This window comes from Marivivens aquimaris (genome assembly GCF_015220045.1).
Taxonomy (GTDB): Bacteria; Pseudomonadota; Alphaproteobacteria; order Rhodobacterales; family Rhodobacteraceae; genus Marivivens; species Marivivens aquimaris.
This window is the reverse complement of sequence record NZ_JADBGB010000005.1, coordinates 58,509-74,700: the sequence shown is the minus strand read 5'-3', so window position 1 is coordinate 74,700 and position 16,192 is coordinate 58,509. Positions and strand designations below refer to the sequence as shown.

At 60.2% G+C, this 16,192-nt stretch carries 10 protein-coding genes; 1 reads left to right on the top strand and 9 read right to left on the bottom strand.

Translation table 11 applies throughout. The features are described 5' to 3' along the window. The first annotated feature begins 5 nt into the window (after positions 1–5). Positions 6–1,256 (top strand): three-Cys-motif partner protein TcmP, encoded by a 1,251-nt coding sequence (locus tag IF204_RS19040; protein WP_194098653.1) that lies wholly within the window; start codon positions 6–8, stop codon positions 1,254–1,256. Positions 1,257–1,276: 20 nt separating this feature from the next. On the opposite strand, the gene IF204_RS19035 is transcribed toward IF204_RS19040, so the two are convergent. From IF204_RS19035 to IF204_RS18995, 9 genes are all read right to left on the bottom strand, one after another. Continuing rightward, positions 1,277–2,485 carry a GIY-YIG nuclease family protein gene (locus IF204_RS19035; RefSeq protein WP_194098652.1) on the bottom strand — a complete coding sequence of 403 codons (1,209 nt, stop codon included), beginning with the start codon at positions 2,483–2,485 and terminating at the stop codon, positions 1,277–1,279. Further along, positions 2,482–4,566 carry a DEAD/DEAH box helicase gene (locus IF204_RS19030; RefSeq protein WP_194098651.1) on the bottom strand — a complete coding sequence of 695 codons (2,085 nt, stop codon included), beginning with the start codon at positions 4,564–4,566 and terminating at the stop codon, positions 2,482–2,484. Before IF204_RS19030 ends, IF204_RS19035 begins: the two co-directional genes overlap by 4 nt. Before the next feature lies 1 nt (position 4,567). Beyond that, the gene (locus IF204_RS19025; RefSeq protein ID WP_194098650.1) at positions 4,568–5,392 is read right to left on the bottom strand and encodes an Abi family protein; all 825 of its coding nucleotides are present in this window, start codon (positions 5,390–5,392) and stop codon (positions 4,568–4,570) included. After that, the gene (locus IF204_RS19020; protein ID WP_194098649.1) at positions 5,389–6,180 is read right to left on the bottom strand and encodes a hypothetical protein; all 792 of its coding nucleotides are present in this window, start codon (positions 6,178–6,180) and stop codon (positions 5,389–5,391) included. The genes IF204_RS19025 and IF204_RS19020 overlap by 4 nt, the downstream gene beginning before the upstream one ends. Next, positions 6,177–8,864: a class I SAM-dependent DNA methyltransferase gene (locus IF204_RS19015; RefSeq protein ID WP_194098648.1), complete on the bottom strand. Its 2,688-nt coding sequence runs from the start codon at positions 8,862–8,864 to the stop codon at positions 6,177–6,179. The genes IF204_RS19020 and IF204_RS19015 overlap by 4 nt, the downstream gene beginning before the upstream one ends. A gap of 106 nt (positions 8,865–8,970) precedes the next feature. Further along, on the bottom strand, positions 8,971–9,252 hold the full coding sequence (locus tag IF204_RS19010; protein WP_194098647.1) for a WGR domain-containing protein: 282 nt from the start codon (positions 9,250–9,252) through the stop codon (positions 8,971–8,973). Between the two features lie 84 nt (positions 9,253–9,336). Beyond that, positions 9,337–10,269 (bottom strand): DUF2493 domain-containing protein, encoded by a 933-nt coding sequence (locus IF204_RS19005; RefSeq protein WP_194098646.1) that lies wholly within the window; start codon positions 10,267–10,269, stop codon positions 9,337–9,339. A gap of 362 nt (positions 10,270–10,631) precedes the next feature. Next, entirely contained in the window at positions 10,632–11,663 is a 1,032-nt protein-coding gene (locus IF204_RS19000) for a DUF7146 domain-containing protein (RefSeq protein WP_194098645.1), read from the bottom strand. 3 nt (positions 11,664–11,666) lie between these two features. Next, on the bottom strand, positions 11,667–16,061 hold the full coding sequence (locus tag IF204_RS18995) for a strawberry notch family protein (protein ID WP_194098644.1): 4,395 nt from the start codon (positions 16,059–16,061) through the stop codon (positions 11,667–11,669). Positions 16,062–16,192: the final 131 nt, after the last annotated feature.

Sequence of the window (16,192 nt, the reverse complement as noted above, 5' to 3'; positions counted from 1 at the left end):
ACGAGATGGCGACGAACTTCATCTGGGGACCCGACGGCAATCTGCCGCGAATTGAGGAACATACCAAGCGTAAGCTCGATGTCCTCAAGAACTATCTTGATGTCTATTTCGACACAGTGGTTCGTAACCCAGCACAAGATCGTTTGAATATTACTCTCGTGGATGGATTCAGTGGAGGCGGCGCATATTGCGATGGAAACGAGACACGAGCCGGGAGCCCGCTTGTTCTCCTCAATGCTGTTGAAGAGGCAACCAAGAGACTGAACGAAGGCCGGGCAAAGCCTCTGGAAATCAATGCACGCTTTATCTTTGTGGATGACGAACGCGAGCATGTGGCCGCCCTGAAGAGGGAGCTGCGCGGGAGAGGATACAAAGAGAACGACCCGCAGATCTCTGTATTAGAAGGAAAGTTTGTCGAACACTTGCCGACAATCATGGCAGAGATCACACAGACTCAGCGGAAAGGCCGATCCATTTTCTTTTTGGATCAGTTTGGCTACTCCGACGTGCCAATGTCAGCGATACAGACAATCTTCACTGCCCTTGATAGAGCAGAGGTCGTGCTCAATTTCGCCATCGATAGCCTCTTGAACTATCTCCAGGAGGCCTCGGTAGAGCTTCCTCTCTACCAACAGTTTGGTATCGACTCCCGCTTCATCGCTGATTGGAGACAGCGAAAAGATGCACATATGGGCCGCGCCCTGACGCAGCGCGCACTCATGGCGCACATTCACGCAAAAAGTGGGGCCAAGTTTTTTACGCCATTCATGCTGTGGTCGCGCACAGATAACCGATGGATGATGCTTGCACACCTATCGCAACACCAAGCTGCCCGCGACAAGATGCTTAGCGTGCACTGGCAGGAACAGAACAGTTTCACCCACATTGGTTCTGGCAGCTTATTTTCTTTGGGGTATGACACGCGGTTGATTGAAAGTTGCGACTCGCTCTTTAACTTTTCAGAGATCGATCGAACCAAATTGAGTACGGAGCTCGTGAACGCCCTGCCAGCCGAAGTCCACCAAATGATGGAAAATGGGCAGTTGGACGTCGCACGCCTGTTGGATGAGATTGGCAATCGAACAGCGGGCACCAACGACGACATTTTTCAGGTACTATCCGAATTGGCACAAGCGCGTGAGTTAGAAGTTTTATCGGCCAACGGAACGCCGAAAAGGGCAGGAACGCGAATTTCTATCAAAGATCGACTTATCAGACCTAGCCAACCGACATTATTTTTTCCGTCGCGCTGGTAGCCCGCCGCGCCTTTTCCCAGTCAAACCTTCGCAACGATTTCTTGGGATTGAAGGTCGTACTCGAACAAATGAAGGCGCCCCTCTTCAATCAGTTTCGCCGCACGGCCGACATGGTCCGGCAAAACGTAAAACCATTCCTTTGGAAAGACCTTCTTCCCGAAGCGATCCGTCACAAAGAGCTCTGCCGGCCTGGCCGTCGCGAAAAAGCGGTGGAGAAGGTTCTCAACTTTGCGGCGGGACAGGTTTTGAAGCTCGTAGGTCGCGACGATTTCCACTGGTGCTAGCAAAAACGTTGGATCGTTGCGAGCATCTGCAACCCGGCGCGCAACATCCTGACTAGTGACACCGATCTTGTGCAGGATCATTCGCTGAGTTCTGATCGACGGATCATCCGAGCGCGACCGAGCGACGTAAATTGTCCCAGACAATTCTAGTTGATCAGATTCCCAGTCCGGATCGAGGGGACCAAGCCCGACCTTCTGAACCATTCTGGCCGTCTTATCGTCGTTGAGCGACTTGCGGAATGAAGACATGAGAGGATCACTCTCCATGCCGTTGGAAAACATGACCCGAAGTCTGTGGTCACGAGAGCCCCCTCGCGCGGACATCTCGGATTTCTCAGCGATCATCGCGAGAAGGCCATTCCGGATGAAAAAGTCGCCTTCTATGGGCTCAATCACGGACCATTTCTTTACAGGCAGTGCTTGGCGGTCGCCCGCTTCCAAAGCCTGCTGCACCGCTTCAAAACGCTCTGCGAACTGGTCGAAATCGCGACAGGGAACAAATTCCGCCCGATGATCGGGCAAGTGTCGCTCTGCGGCAGGCGTCGTATGTTTCAAATCGATCAGAGACGCATCGACGGAAAGCTCTTCATCGTCGAAAATATCATCTAGGCTGTCAGGCACGTCAGAAACTAGCGGCTCATCTCGCCATGATTTCAATGCCCGCGCTGTCTCATCGTCCAAGAGTCCAAACCGGTCCTCCATCCGCATCTGGTCTGTCGGCGCAGACTTGATCGATGCCCAGATCGAACCGAGCCGCATCTCGTCATGGTCCACCGCATCAGGATCGGGAACGCGCCCGTGTTTCTCAAAGAACGCTGAGACTTCTCTCAGTGCGCCAGCCCCTTGGTCGGAAGCTACAGTGGCGCGGCTGCCGCGCAGCCTAACGTCCAACAGTCCGAATTCATCGTCTTCCGCAAATATGTCATCCAAGCTCGGCCGAGTCATTGCATCGCGCCCTCGCGCAGCCGCTTCGCCTTCTCAGCTTTCAGCCAGGCCAGTGCCTCTGCCATCCGCTTCTCCAGGGGATCGGCAGAATGAACGTTCGGCTCACGTCCCTCACTGGCCCGGAACGCCTTGATCCTCGGCCAAAGTGTTCGAGCCTCGTCGCCGGTCATATTGACCCGCAATGCAACCATTGCCGATTGGACATGTGCCAAGAGCTCCGAGTTCAAGGACTTCGATGCGACCTCGAACCGTTCACGAAACGAGTTCACGCTATCGATGAGCTCAACATCGATGTCGCGGACGTTGATGAATTTCTTGACCATCTGCAGCAGCGTATTGGGGGCGCTGTCTCCGGCTTCATCCCCGTCGTCGTCAGAAGCGTCCGCCTTGCCGGGGCTGCCGGTCAAAGGTGACTGCCCTTCAGCGAAGCCACGCTCAGCTTCTCGCCGCGCCAAAGTTAGCACGTTCATATGCGCCGCAAGGTGTTGCCGAACAGACTCGGCCTCTTCTGAATCCAGAGTTTCGTATCTGCGCTCGATGATGTCCGTCAGAACCATTTGCGTGGCAACCTCAGGCGCCGTGTCGGGAGAAAGGACCCGTCTATCCATTTCCTGGTAGGCGGTAGCCATCAAGTCGTGCATGTCCTTCTCGCAGATTTCCCGCGCTCGATCAGTGGGTGGCTCAATCAGTCCCTTGATACCGATTGTAACGTTGCCTTCGGCGTCAGTCCCGACCGGAGCACGCACGTCGCCATCCTCGCGCCGATAGAATTTGAAGTTGGGTGCCAACACCTGCTCCATAAGCAGAGAACCAGAAATGGCCTTCAGCATGTCGTTGACCGCGTCTGTCACAACGCCGGTTTCCACACCCGGCTCGGCAACTAGGTTGGTGAAGAGCGCACGCGGCTTACCGGGCGCATCGCGAGTGGCTCTCCCAATAATCTGCACGATTTCTGTAAGCGATGACCGGTAGCCGATCGTCAGGGCATGTTCACACCAGACCCAGTCGAACCCTTCTTTCGCCATACCAAGCGCAATTATGATGTCGACCTTCTCGCGGTCCGCCGTATCATCTCGACGACCATCAGCGCCTTTGATCTCTCGCGAAAGCGCAGATTTAACGATGTCGCGGCCTGGTCCGTCATCAACCAGATCGGCGATTTTCAGAATCTGCCCATCTGGCCTGCGGACCAGATCAAATCCGGTTTCAGGATCGCGACCTTCATGGACACCCAAGAGGTCGAGAATCTTTCCGACTTCGTTGTATTTGTCGTCGAATGCCTCGGACGAACCCCGATGAGGAATGTGGATGATCGTCTTTTGGTCAGGGTTCAGCACCCCTGGCAATCCGTTGACGTAATTGCCCTTGTAGAATTCGTAGTTGATCCCGAGTGCCTTGAGAAATTCGTAGCCTTCCAGCTGCTCGTAGTAGCTGTAGGTGATCTTGGTGAACCGATCCTCATCCTCTGGCCGCAACACTGGATCCGCATCCCCGCGGAAATAACTGCCGGTCATTGCCATCACATGGCATTCCGCTCGGGAAATCAGACTGCGCAGGATCACGCCCAGCCGGTTGTTGTCGGAGGCAGAGACATGGTGGAATTCGTCAATGGCGATGAAGCAATTGTCAAAAGCCTCGATGCCCGCAGTTCTTGCCACCTCATCGAAACCGAAGCGGAATGTGGCATGGGTGCAGACCAGCACCTTGGCATCGCTTTCCAGGAACGCCTGAAATGCCTTGACCTTTTGCTTGTCTGCGTCCTCGCCCGTCAAACAGAGGTTCCAGCGATCATCGACATCCCAGTCCGCCTCAAACCCGTAGCGGGTCAGATCCGTCGAGCGGAATGACCCGCCAATCGATGTCTCGGGCACGCAAACGATGGTCTTTTCCAGCCCCTGATGAAGCATCTTGTCGAGAGCGACGAACATAAGCGCTCGGCTTTTGCCAGCTGCGGGCGGCGCTTTGAGCAAAAGGAACTGCGCCGCTCGGGCGGCATAGGCACGGGCCTGCATCGGGCGTTGACCCAACTTGTTGGTTGTCGAGTTGGAGCGCCCAAAGGTCACGTTCACCATTTCAACCATGTCATTCTCCCTTCGGGCGCGCGTTGATAATCTGGTTCACACGGCATCGGGTTGCTACCCATGCCTCCAAGTCCGGAGAGGACCACCCGATCAGCTTTAACGCGTCTTGGTACTTCGATGATGGGCCTTTGTCGAAGATCGCATTGTGGTGCGCGATGCGGTTACGCCAGCGGCGAACGCTTTCGATCAAGTCGTGCAAGTCTTCCAGCTTGGCATCCCATGGAGCGTGCTTGAACACCCGCTGAAACCCTTTCGGGAACAGATAACGCTGGAATCGCTTGGTCGTCAGATGCTCCCAAAACCCGAAAGACAAGGCCGAAACCATGTGGTGGGCATCCACAACGTCACCGTGTTGATCGGTCTCATCAGCGATAGCGTTGTCGAGGTCCTTCCTGCGAACAGGGTCCAGGATTTTCAGGAATGTTGCGTTTTCAAACCATCGCGGGTCGCGGTACGTCAGGGCGTTGTGGACGCTGTTCCGGCAAGTCACTTCCGCCATATGCAAAGCAAATTGAAAGGCCTCGGACAGGTCGCAGTTCCAGAGGTAGATGTCCTCGCGCGCCACCCCGGCATCACCCGCCGCAGGGGCGTATCGCTGCAGTCTTCGGTCGCTCAGGCAGTCGGTTAACAGCTTCTGAACCCTAAGATCGGTCAGAGTTTGAACTTGATCCGTGGCCACATCAGCGCTATCTATTGCTTCGTGAGACGCGGTGAGGTTGCCTTTAGGTGCTTCGGCAGGCTTCTGGCCCCTCCTGTGGACAAGATCATGAGGCGGGCCTTCGGGCGCCGCCTCGCTTGTTTTTTGGGGCGCGTTCTGATCGGTCATTTCGCGCCCGCCTTCTGACCACGATCTTTCAGTATCGCCTTCTCGAACCACGCGGGGACACTGGTAACGTCAGCCTTAGAGATGTTCTCGGGCACGTCCTTCCAGAAAGACACAATGGCATCAGCGAACGCCTGCAATTGTACATCGCTGACCTTGAGGTGTGTATGATCACGCCACTCAATACCCAAGTCGTTGTAGAATTTAACGCCATTTTCGTCCGTAAAAGGATCGACCACGTACTCGGGAAACTCCCTCTTCAAATTTTCAAATGCCGTGCCCTCTCCATGCTTGTAGACATTCACTACAAGTCGGCACGCATCCAGCAGCTTGAAGTACCCAGTACTGCGGATCTTCCACCCGAAGCCTTCGAGCAGGTCAGCGAGGTCTGAAAAGTTCGCCTTCCAGATTTTTTCGGCGGCCAGATCCCCCCGGTGCCAATGTCCAATCTCACGCACCAGCCAATCGCGAAGCTGCTTGTCCCATTCATGGAACATGCCCGCGACCACACTCAGCTGGGTCTGATCACGCATATCCGAGAGTAGGCGATAGAACTCGATACCAGCCTCCCCTGCCGCCTCATAGAAGCTCCCCGGATCGTCTCGGTCAGGATCGAAACGGTGACTATTGTTCTCGAGCCAGTCTTCCGAGGCCTTGTCCGCCTCAGCTTCAATGTTCTCAAACTGCGTGAGAAGCCGCTTGCGTGCCTGTTCGACATAGAACAAGTGCCCGTCAATCAGCGACTGGCGAAACGGTCCCCACATCTGGAACAATACATAGGTCCCCGTCATGCGCGCGCGCCCTTCTTGTCCTGCGATTTCACCTTGGCGGCATAGAGCTTGAAGAGCTTTTCCAACCGCTCAGTGTCATTGCGGAAGGGGCGGCCGATATACATCGTCTCCAAGAGGTCATCGTTTTCGCGATGCACGGCGCGCAGGTCGTCGGGCATTTTGTCGGGGTCGTAAAGCTCGGCGATGGTCTTGGGGAAATGCGAGTAGCGGCACTTGAGGATGCGCCGCGCCGAGGCGGATAGCTCTGCCAGTTGATCCTCGCTGAACTTCGGCACGGGGAAGGTGTTCCAACCGAGGGTATTAGAATAGCGGAAATCAGACTTCAGCTTGCCGCAGACTGTAGCGATCCAGACCAGATGCAGGCGCGAGGCGATCAGGGCGATGCACCATTCAGGGGCGTCGTAGAGCACTTGGTTCAGGTTCGACGCAATTACATCGGCTCCAACGCGCTCTACTGGAAGGTAGGGACGGCGCTCAGAAGTGACGCTTGGGACAAGGATAGCATGACGTTCAGGCGCAACATGCTCGCGGAACTGGTGTGGCCGATCTGCAAGTTCAATGCCGCCCTTATCGGTCATTTTAAGACGAGCCTCTCTGGTCGCTTCGACACGAAGAGCGACAGGCGGGATGGCCATCGCATCACGCAGGTCGGAATCTGAAATCCAAAGGCAATGTCGTTCTATTCCTTTCACAACCTCCTGCGACCCCATGAAACGACGAATGAACTTCGATGCCTCGGGTGCTTCAGCCAGCATCTGCTCTTTTTCCTCCGGAAGCAGTAGCAGGTTTCCAGCGTCATAGGGCATGCAGCCAAAGTTCATCTCAGGGAGCCCGAAAATCCCTTTGCTCGCACCGGTCACGAATACGTTTTGGTCGTTCAAGAGATACGAATTGATATTTGCGGCTTCCTCGGAAACATCACCATCGAAAATGCGCTTGGTCGCATTTGATTTGTTTCGCATCCCGACGACCACGCAAATGACTGCGGCATTTGCCGATGCATTGTTGCGCCACTTGAAGGATCGATGCGCGAACCCGATTTCCACGCCGTCAGTCAAGATTTCGGGCCAGAGGTTGGCTGCCGATGCCCCTTGGCAGATTGAATTGGTCGACACCAGAGCAGCACGGACATTACGACCACGCAGATAGACCGAGGCCTTGAAGAACCATGCCGCCACTAAGTCAAACGCTCGGTAAGACTTTACCTTACCCTTGAAGACATGGTCCATTCCGGCTTTGTGATCCGCGTCCTGCTGGGCCTTTCCAAGGAACGGGGGGTTGCCCGCGATGAAAACTTCCTCTTCTTCGCCGGGGTGCGGGCAGACCTCCTCCCATCGGGTATAAAGGGAGTCCCCTCGCCTGATATGCGCTGCGTCTTTCAGCGGTAGCGCGGCAGGACGGCGACCAAAAACCTCGGCAAAGCTGGCATTGGCCTGATACTCGGCAATGAACAGCGCGAGCTTGGCGGTCTCTGCCGCAAAGTCCGCGATCTCGATCCCGTAGAAATTGCTGATCGGGATGGCCGAAAACATCTGCATCGAGCCGGGGCCGGTGAGCTCCTCCAGCCGCTGCAGGATGCGCGACTCTCGCGCCCGCAGCTCGCGGTAGGACACGACCAGAAAGTTGCCCGAGCCACAGGCGGGGTCAAAGACGCGAATGCGCGACATGCGGTCCAGCACTCGCTGCAACGCTTTTGCGCGGTCCCAGGCCTTGTGGATCTCGGCATCCAGATCATCAAGGAACAGCGGCCCGATCACCTTCATGATGTTCGGAACCGAGGTGTAGTGCATCCCCAGTTCCGAGCGCTGCTTGGGATCAGCCACCGACTGGATCATCGACCCGAAGATGTCAGGGTTGATTTCCCGCCAATCAAGATCGCAGGCATCGCGCAGGTAGCGGAAGGAGATCGTGTCAAACCGCGGCGCGTCGATGGTGCCCGCGAACAGCCCGCCGTTTACGTATTCCAGCTCTGCCGTCCATGCCGGCAGGGCGCCGCGCTTGTCCTTGGGCAGGTTCATGGCGTTGAAGGCGGTGATGATGGTTTCACGCGCCTCCTCGCCCTTGTCTCCAGCATGGGTGAACAAAAGGCGCGAGAACTGGTTGTCCGGGAAGATGCCGACGTCTTCGGCAAACATGCAGAAGATGAGCCGCATCATCAGCTGGTTCATCTCGTGCCGCCGATCGTCGCTGCCCCAGTCCGGGTTGGCCTTGGTCAGCGCGTCATAGAGGCGGGCGAGCTTGCCGGTCGCTTTGACGTCGACAGGGTTCTCTTCGACCGCGCGGTAGCGTTCCTTGCCAGCGGCGGGTAGGAAAAAGCCGAAATGATCACCTAACTCGCTGAAGGTGCAATGCAGTGTATCGCCTGAAACCGGGTGTTCCGCTGCAATGGTTTCGCCATCGGTCGCGATCAGGATCGCGGGCTTGGACGCCTTGGTTTTCTTAGAGGCGCGCAGCTGATCGAGCGTGACATCAGTCAGGCCCTTTAGTGCAGGCGCGTAGTGGAACTTCTTATTGAACAGAACGCCGCCAGAAACATCCGATTTGTTGGTCGAGCCATTGCGCAGCTTCGAGATCGCTGCCTTGGCCGCATCCGTCGCCTCAGCAAAAGCAAAGGGGAATTCATTCGGATCAAATGGCTTGGCCGCAATCTCGGCAAGGGCATCGTAAATTTCAGTCGGGTTCATCAACAGGCCTCGGAATTCGTTACACTATTCGTAGTCAAAGAAGCCGCCGGAAACTACCGAAAATAAACGCGAAATACACGCTTGGCGAAATCTCATTTGCCGCTTTTCAATCCATCTTCTGCGCTGCGACCGCTCGATACCCTCGCCGCGTCTTGTTTGCTGCGAGCTTCAACAAGGCGGTCACAGCATGCCCCTCGTCCGGGTGCTGTTCGATTAGCATCTGACCTCGAAACCCGATACGGCCCCATTCCCGCACGAGGCAGGCACCGCCAAACAGGTCTGGCTGAACGCTCATTCGATAGAAGCGCCGCATGTTGAGAGACGGGTCGATCCGCTTGAGATCGACCGTCGTCGGGAACACTTCCATTTGCTGCGATATGTCGAACATGTTGTTGGCGCCTCTCTCCAGACCACAATATCAAGCGCTCTTCGACGTTTCCACAATGTTCTGCCCCGAAAAGAAAGAGGGGGCTCACGCCCCCTTCTCGAACTTCATGACCGGGATACCCAGCTTCTTGGCTTTGTCGGCGAGGTTTTCCTGGATACCGGTTCCGGGGAAGACAAGGACCCCGACCGGGAGCACATCCAGCATCGCGTCGTTGCGCTTGAAGGGCGCGGCCTTGGCGTGCTTGGTCCAGTCGGGCTTAAAGGCCACCTGCGTCACGCCCCGGGCTTCGGCCCATTTGGCGGCGATGAGCTCTGCGCCCTTCGGGCTGCCACCGTGCAGGAGGACCATGTCGGGATACTTGGTCCGGACTTGGTCGAGCTTGCCCCAGATCAGGCGGTGATCGTTGAAATCGGTCCCGCCGGTGAGGGCAACCTTGGGACCTGCGGGGAGCATCACCTCGGTCTCCGCGCGGCGCTTGGCGGCCAGGAAATCGCGGCTGTCGATCAGGGCTGCGGTCATGTGCTGGCGGTTCACCATCGAGCCGGTGCGGGGGCGCCAGGTGGATCCTGTGTGCTGAACAAACTCGGATGCGGCGTGATCGCGCATCATGTCCATGCAGTTGCGCCGTTCGACGAGGGTCAGGCCTTCGGCCGTCAGGCGCTCGAGTTCGACCGATTTCACTTCGGAGCCGTCCTGCTCGCGCTGGAGGCGGCGCTGCGCCTGCTCGTTCTCATCGAGCGTCCGCTCGATCCTGGCCGTGGCGCGGTGGAAGAGGTTGACCTGGCCCCAGAGCACCTCTTCGAGGTCGGGTTCCATACGGGTGTCTTCCAGGGTCGCGACGAGGGCGTCGAAGATGTCGGCGACGGCGACGGCGAGCCGCTGCCCATCGGGCATTGGGCGCGGATCGGGCTCGTCAAAGGGGCGATAGCCATAGAGCTGAAGCTCGTCGAGCGCATGGGCGGTCTGGGATGCGCTATGGGCGGGTTCATACGCGTCGTCGTGGGTCTGGATCGTCATCGGTTTCTTGCCTCCGGGCCTGTCTCGTCCGCGCGTCATCCCGCGCGGCCTTCATGGGCAGACCCGAGCCGTCGGGGCGGTTGCCCCTTCACCCCGGCTTCACCGGGGCCGGAACAGCGTGGAGGAGGTCGGCAGGGAAGCTATTTGTCTCGCGATGCAAAGGCGGCTTTGCCGCCGGCGGAAATAGGTTCCCTGCCGACCTTGCAGGGGCAGCCGCTTTGACGGCCTGCCCATCTCTTGAAGGCCGCTCGGGTGACGGGTGGATGCGCAAAGCCCGGGATGGGGTGAGGACGACGATCCAGAGCCACGACTGGGATGCAGCCCCCTGCCGCGCACTCCCAGACGCCCCTACGCGATGCAGCTCAGCTGAGCAGGCGATGCCGATCCTCTGGCCCGATCTGACCTGCCAGATGCTGGCGCAGCAAGTCTTTGCCGTCCGCCCGAAGATCATCGTTGAAATCCCCGAGCCGCGGTTCCAGCACATGGCAACCAATCCCGACCTCGGAGGCTCTGGCGCTCAACCTCTCCGCCGCGCGTTGCCCTGCCGGATCGCGGTCGATCGCGATGTAGAGGCGCTTCAGCCCCTCTGGCAGCAGGACCGCCCCGAGGTGACCCGAAGAGAGCGCCGCCCAGACGGGCAGACCTGGGATTGCCTCGGACAGGGACAGGATGGTCTCGATGCCTTCGCCGATGACGAGGATGTCATCCTGCGGGGTCAGCCTGACAGCATTGCCGAGGAGGTGACCCATAGCCCGACGCTCTGGATTCACTGCCGCCTTCCCCTGTCCGTCAGGCGCCAGCCAGGTGCGATGCACGCCCTGCACGGCCCCTGCCCCATCGGTAACCGCCGCGATCATCGCCGGTCTGGGGCTGCTCCGGGTCTGCCCCTCTTCCCGATGCCAGCACTTCGGGTGGAAGCGTAGGGCGCCGTTCGCCCCGAATTGAGTGATGCCTCGGGAACGGAGGTAGGTCTCAGCAAGCGTGCCTGCGATCGGCACCGAGGCAGCAAACAAGCGCGCCGCTGCCGCAGGAGTGCCACCGGGCGCCTTGGCCTTCCTCGGCTCTTGCTTATCCGGGACGACCGGCTGCGGACGGCCAAGATGCGCTCGGGCCTCGGCGAGAAGGTCGGGGAAGCGCGTGATCCCCGTCCGGGCGCGGATGATGTCCAGGAGATCGCCATGCTCGCCTGTGGCCCCATCCGTAAACTTGCCGGCCGCGCCCGGCCCGGATGCAGGCCCGGTCAGCCGCACGAAGAGCGACCGGCCGGGGTTGTTCTGCAGATCGCCGACGATCCAGTAGGATCCTTCCCGCCGTCCGGCGGGAAGGTAGGCACGACAGACGCCTTCGGCATTTTCTGCCAGATCGCGCACGAGGTCTTCGGTCTTGGAATACATGGGTCAACAACCTCCTCGATCATGTAGCCTTGCGACAGGACAACGTGCAAGCAGACGATCCAGTATCGCGACGCCATCGGCGTCGGTCGGGCAAAACAGCCGAAGCTTCCAACTAATAATCTCCGAGAAGAAGCCATCGGCCTTGAGCCGGTCCTTGGCGGCCTCCGAGAAGCCCGAGAGTTCGATCCGGTTCGCGCCCATGACGCGCGAGCGGTGCAATTCCATCCCTTCGGACAGGCACACCACGGTCTTGCCCTCCAGAACGAGGGCATGGATCTGCGCGGCCGAGAGCTTGGGCGCATCGGCGGCCAGCGTGGTCGCGACCCAGGCAGGCGAGACGCGGCGGCCGATGATGCGCTGCCCGTCATCGGTCTGCAGGCGGTAGACGCGGGTTTCATCCTGGGGAAGCTGCTTCCAGATCGGCAGCAGCAGACCTGCGACGATGTGCAGCGTGGCTTCGGAGAACTCCGGCACCTCGGCCAGTTCCGCAGTCCACGCCGCAGTGAAGGCCGCGCGGTCGGCCTCGAGCCAGTGGGTGTCCTCCATGACCTTGGCCGGAACCGTGCTGGCCTCGGTCGGGCGGATCAGGCGCAGGCGCGGCTCGATGGTCCCATCGTCCAGCATGTGACTGGTGGCGGGAACCTGCACGGCGGCCCGGCCCGAGCGGCTGTTGACCAGAAGCCGCGCCTTCGGGTCATTCAGCCAGTCGAGCGCATCCGCGAGGGAAGTCGGCATGTTGCGGCGCTTTTCCGCGATGGTGAGAAGCTGGGTTTCGGCGCCGGAGCCCGGATGGGTGTAGATGACCTGTGCGTCGGTCACCCGGAAGCTCTCGGCACGGAGTGTCTCGAGCCCGAGATCATAGACCCCGGCGGCGATGGCGCCCTCAATTCGCTGATCGAGCAGCTCCTCGAAACCCGCGAACAACACGGCCTGCATGTCGATCGTCAGCGCCAGCAGGCGATTGAGGAAGGTCGTGATCGGGGGAAGGTCGTCCTTCAGCCCGTTGTCATCGGTCAGGCTGAGGCCAGTGGCATCCTCGAAGGCCCCAAGGGAGCAGCCCACCACATCGCCGCGATAGATGCGGCGGTAAAGCTGGCGCAGGGCGTCGCGGGCGTAGGGGGACTCGAGGTTGTCCTCGGGGCGGAACAACCCCTGCCCCCCGGTCTGGCGCTGGCCGCGCGTGATCGCGCCAAGCGTGTCGAGACGTCGCGCAATGGTCGAGAGGAACCGCTTCTCCGCCTTCACATCGGTGGCCACCGGTCGGAACAGCGGCGGCTGAGCCTGATTGGTGCGGTTGGTGCGGCCAAGCCCCTGGATCGCGGCATCTGCCTTCCAGCCCGGTTCCAGGAGATAGTGGACCCGCAGGCGCTGGTTCTTCGCCCCGAGATCGGCGTGATAGCTGCGCCCGGTGCCGCCGGCATCCGAGAAGATCAGGATACGTTTTTCGTCATCCATGAAGGCTTGGGTCTCCGAGAGGTTCGCAGCTCCGGCCCTGTTCTCCACGACGAGCCGTGCCGAATGCCCTTCACCCTTGCGCACGATGCGCCGTGAACGCCCCGTGACTTCAGCCACGAGATCGGTGCCGAAACGCTGGATGATCTGGTCGAGCGCCCCCGGCACCGCTGGCAGCGAAGCCAGCTTCTCGATCAGCGCGTCACGACGGCGGACGGCTTCGCGGCATTCGACCGGTTGGCCGTCTCGCGTCACGGGCCGGGACGAGAGATTGCCCTCGCTGTCGGTGAAAGGCTCGTAGAGCTGCACCGGGAAAGAATGGGCGAGGTAGTCCAGGACATACTCCCTGGGAGTGATGTCACAGCGGATATCATTCCATTCGTCGGTCGGGATCTCCGACAGGCGGCGTTCCATCAGCGCCTCACCTGTCGAGACAATCTGGATGACCGCCGCATGGCCTGCCGCGAGATCAGCCTCGATGCTGGAAATGAGGGTGGGGGTTTTCATGCTGGTCAACAGATGGCCGAAGAAGCGCTGTTTGGCGCTCTCGAAGGCTGACCGTGCGGCGGACTTGGCCTGGCGGTTCAGCGTGCCCGACCCGCTCGGCCCGTCGGCCGCGCCGGAAATGTTCGCAGCCTCCAACGCCGCGGTCAGGTTGTTGTGAATGATGGCGAAGGCCCCGGCATAGGCATCGTAAATGCCGCGCTGCTCGGGGCTGAGCGCATGTTCGAGCATCTCGTATTCGACACCGTCATAGGAAAGCGACCGCGCCGTGTAGAGGCCGAGCGCCCGGAGGTCGCGGGCAAGAACCTCCATCGCGGCGACGCCGCCCGCCTCGATGGCCTCGACGAACTCCCCGCGCGTGGCGAACGGAAAGTCCTCTCCGCCCCAGAGGCCGAGGCGTTGCGCATAGGCAAGGTTGTGGACGGTCGTCGCGCCCGTGGCCGAGACATAGACCACGCGGGCATTCGGAAGCTTGTGCTGCAGGCGCAGACCCGCCCTGCCCTGCTGCGAGGCCATGGTATCGCCGCGCTCGCCTTTGCCGCCGGCGGCATTTGCCATGGCATGGCTTTCGTCGAAGAGGATCACCCCGTCGAAATCCGCCCCGAGCCAATCGACGATCTGGTCGACACGGGATTTCTTGGCGCCCCGCTCTTCTGAGCGAAGCGTTGCGTAGGTGGTGAAGAGGATGCCCTCGGTCAGCGGGATGTCGCGGCATTGCGCGAAGCGCGACAGGGGCGTGACAAGCAGCCGCTCCTGGCCGAGTGCGGACCAGTCGCGCTGCGCATCCTCGAGAAGCTTGTCGCTCTTCGAGATCCAGAGCGCCTTGCGGCGGCCTTGGCACCAGTTGTCGAGCAGGATCCCGGCCGACTGGCGGCCCTTGCCCGCCCCGGTGCCATCGCCGAGGAAAAAGCCGCGGCGGAAGCGGACGGCGTCAGCGGCATCGTCCGGTGCAGCGGAGACCACGTCTCCGGTTTCATCGACGGTCCAAGACCCAGTGAGATGCGCGCCATGCGCCTCCCCCGCGTAGATGACAGTCTCAAGCTGCGCGTCGGACAACAGGCCGTCGCGCAGGATGGCCGCCGGAAGCTTGGGGCGGTACGTGGGTTTCGGAGGTGCGACCGAGGCCATCGCCGCCGATTGCACAAGCTTAGTCGGGTGTGGCGCCGCACCGGGGATGTCGATGGCCTGCAAACGGAAGGTCTCGTAGATCGCGTCGGACAGCCGTGTCGCATCTTCGTCCCCGGCGGCGTCGCGAGTTGCGTAGTTTAGTTCCTCAGCCTCGATCGGCGTGTCAGGCTTCGCCGGATTGGCTGCAGAGGTCGCGTGCGATCGGCTGGCGGGTTTGCGGGTGGTGAGGTGAGAATTTCCCGGAAAGGGGGAAGAATGGCCCTGCCCCGCAGCAGGAGCTGGATCCAGTTCGAGGCGCGGCGGAACCTCGGCAGTGACCCGGGACATCAGATGTGCCACGTCCGGGGATGTGGGTTGGCGCAGGCCTGCGGTGATGCCGCCCGGCTCGCCGCCGCGGCATTTATCGAAGACAGAAATCCGCGTCTCGAAGCTGGTCCCATGTTTGGCAAAAGCCGCGCCCGACACCGCGCCGGTGAAGACGAGAAGGGCGGTCTCGGTCAGACGGCCGAAGGTCTCGGCCCAGGCAGGCGCATCCGGCGCGAAACCGGCTCCGGTGATGGCCACGAGCCGTCCGCCGGGAGCCAGACGCGCGAGTGCTGAGCGCAGATGTCGGGCCGTCGCCTCGGTCGACCGACCATCGACATTGGCCACAGTCGAGAAAGGCGGGTTCATCAGGATGACGCTCGGGCTTGAGGAGGCGTCGAGATGATCATCGATCTGCGCGGCATCAAACCCCGTGACCGGTCGGCCCGGGAACAGCAAGCGAAGAAGGTCGGTGCGGGTGTCCGCCAACTCGTTCAGAGCCAGAGTGCCGCCGGCGATCTCGGCGAGGATCGCCAGAAGCCCGGTCCCGGCAGACGGCTCTAGGACAAGATCACGGGGCGTGATCTGTGCTGCCGCCACAGCCGCGAGCCCCATTGGCAGCGGCGTCGAGAATTGCTGAAAGCGCTCCATCTCTTCCGACCGCCGGGTGTGCGTGGGCAAAAGACCCGCCACCTTGGTGAGGATGGGCAACAGCGCCACGGGCGAACCTGCCCGGGTCAGCAGCGCACGGCCGAATTTCCTCAGGAAGAGGACCAGCGCCACCTCGCCCGCCTCATAGGCGAGCTTCCAGTCCCAGGCACCGGTCGCATCGGAGCCGCCAAAGGCGCGCTCCATTTCGAGGCGCAGGCGCAGCGCGTCGATCTGAAGCCCTTGCGCCAGATCGGGCTGCAGCGCTTCGGCAACAGCAACGATCGCAGGGGCAGGATTTGTTGCCAACCGAACAATGGGCGCAGGCAAGGATGCCTGCGCAACAGGGGCAAGATGGGTCATCGGGAAACTCCGGAATGAAGGACAGGATCAGGCCCGGACACCCTCTCTCGGGCAGCCTCGGACCTGATCTTTCCCGGCCCCTCTCTCCCTCTCGCACCAAGGTGTTCCCGACGCTTGGCTTGATTTTGTTC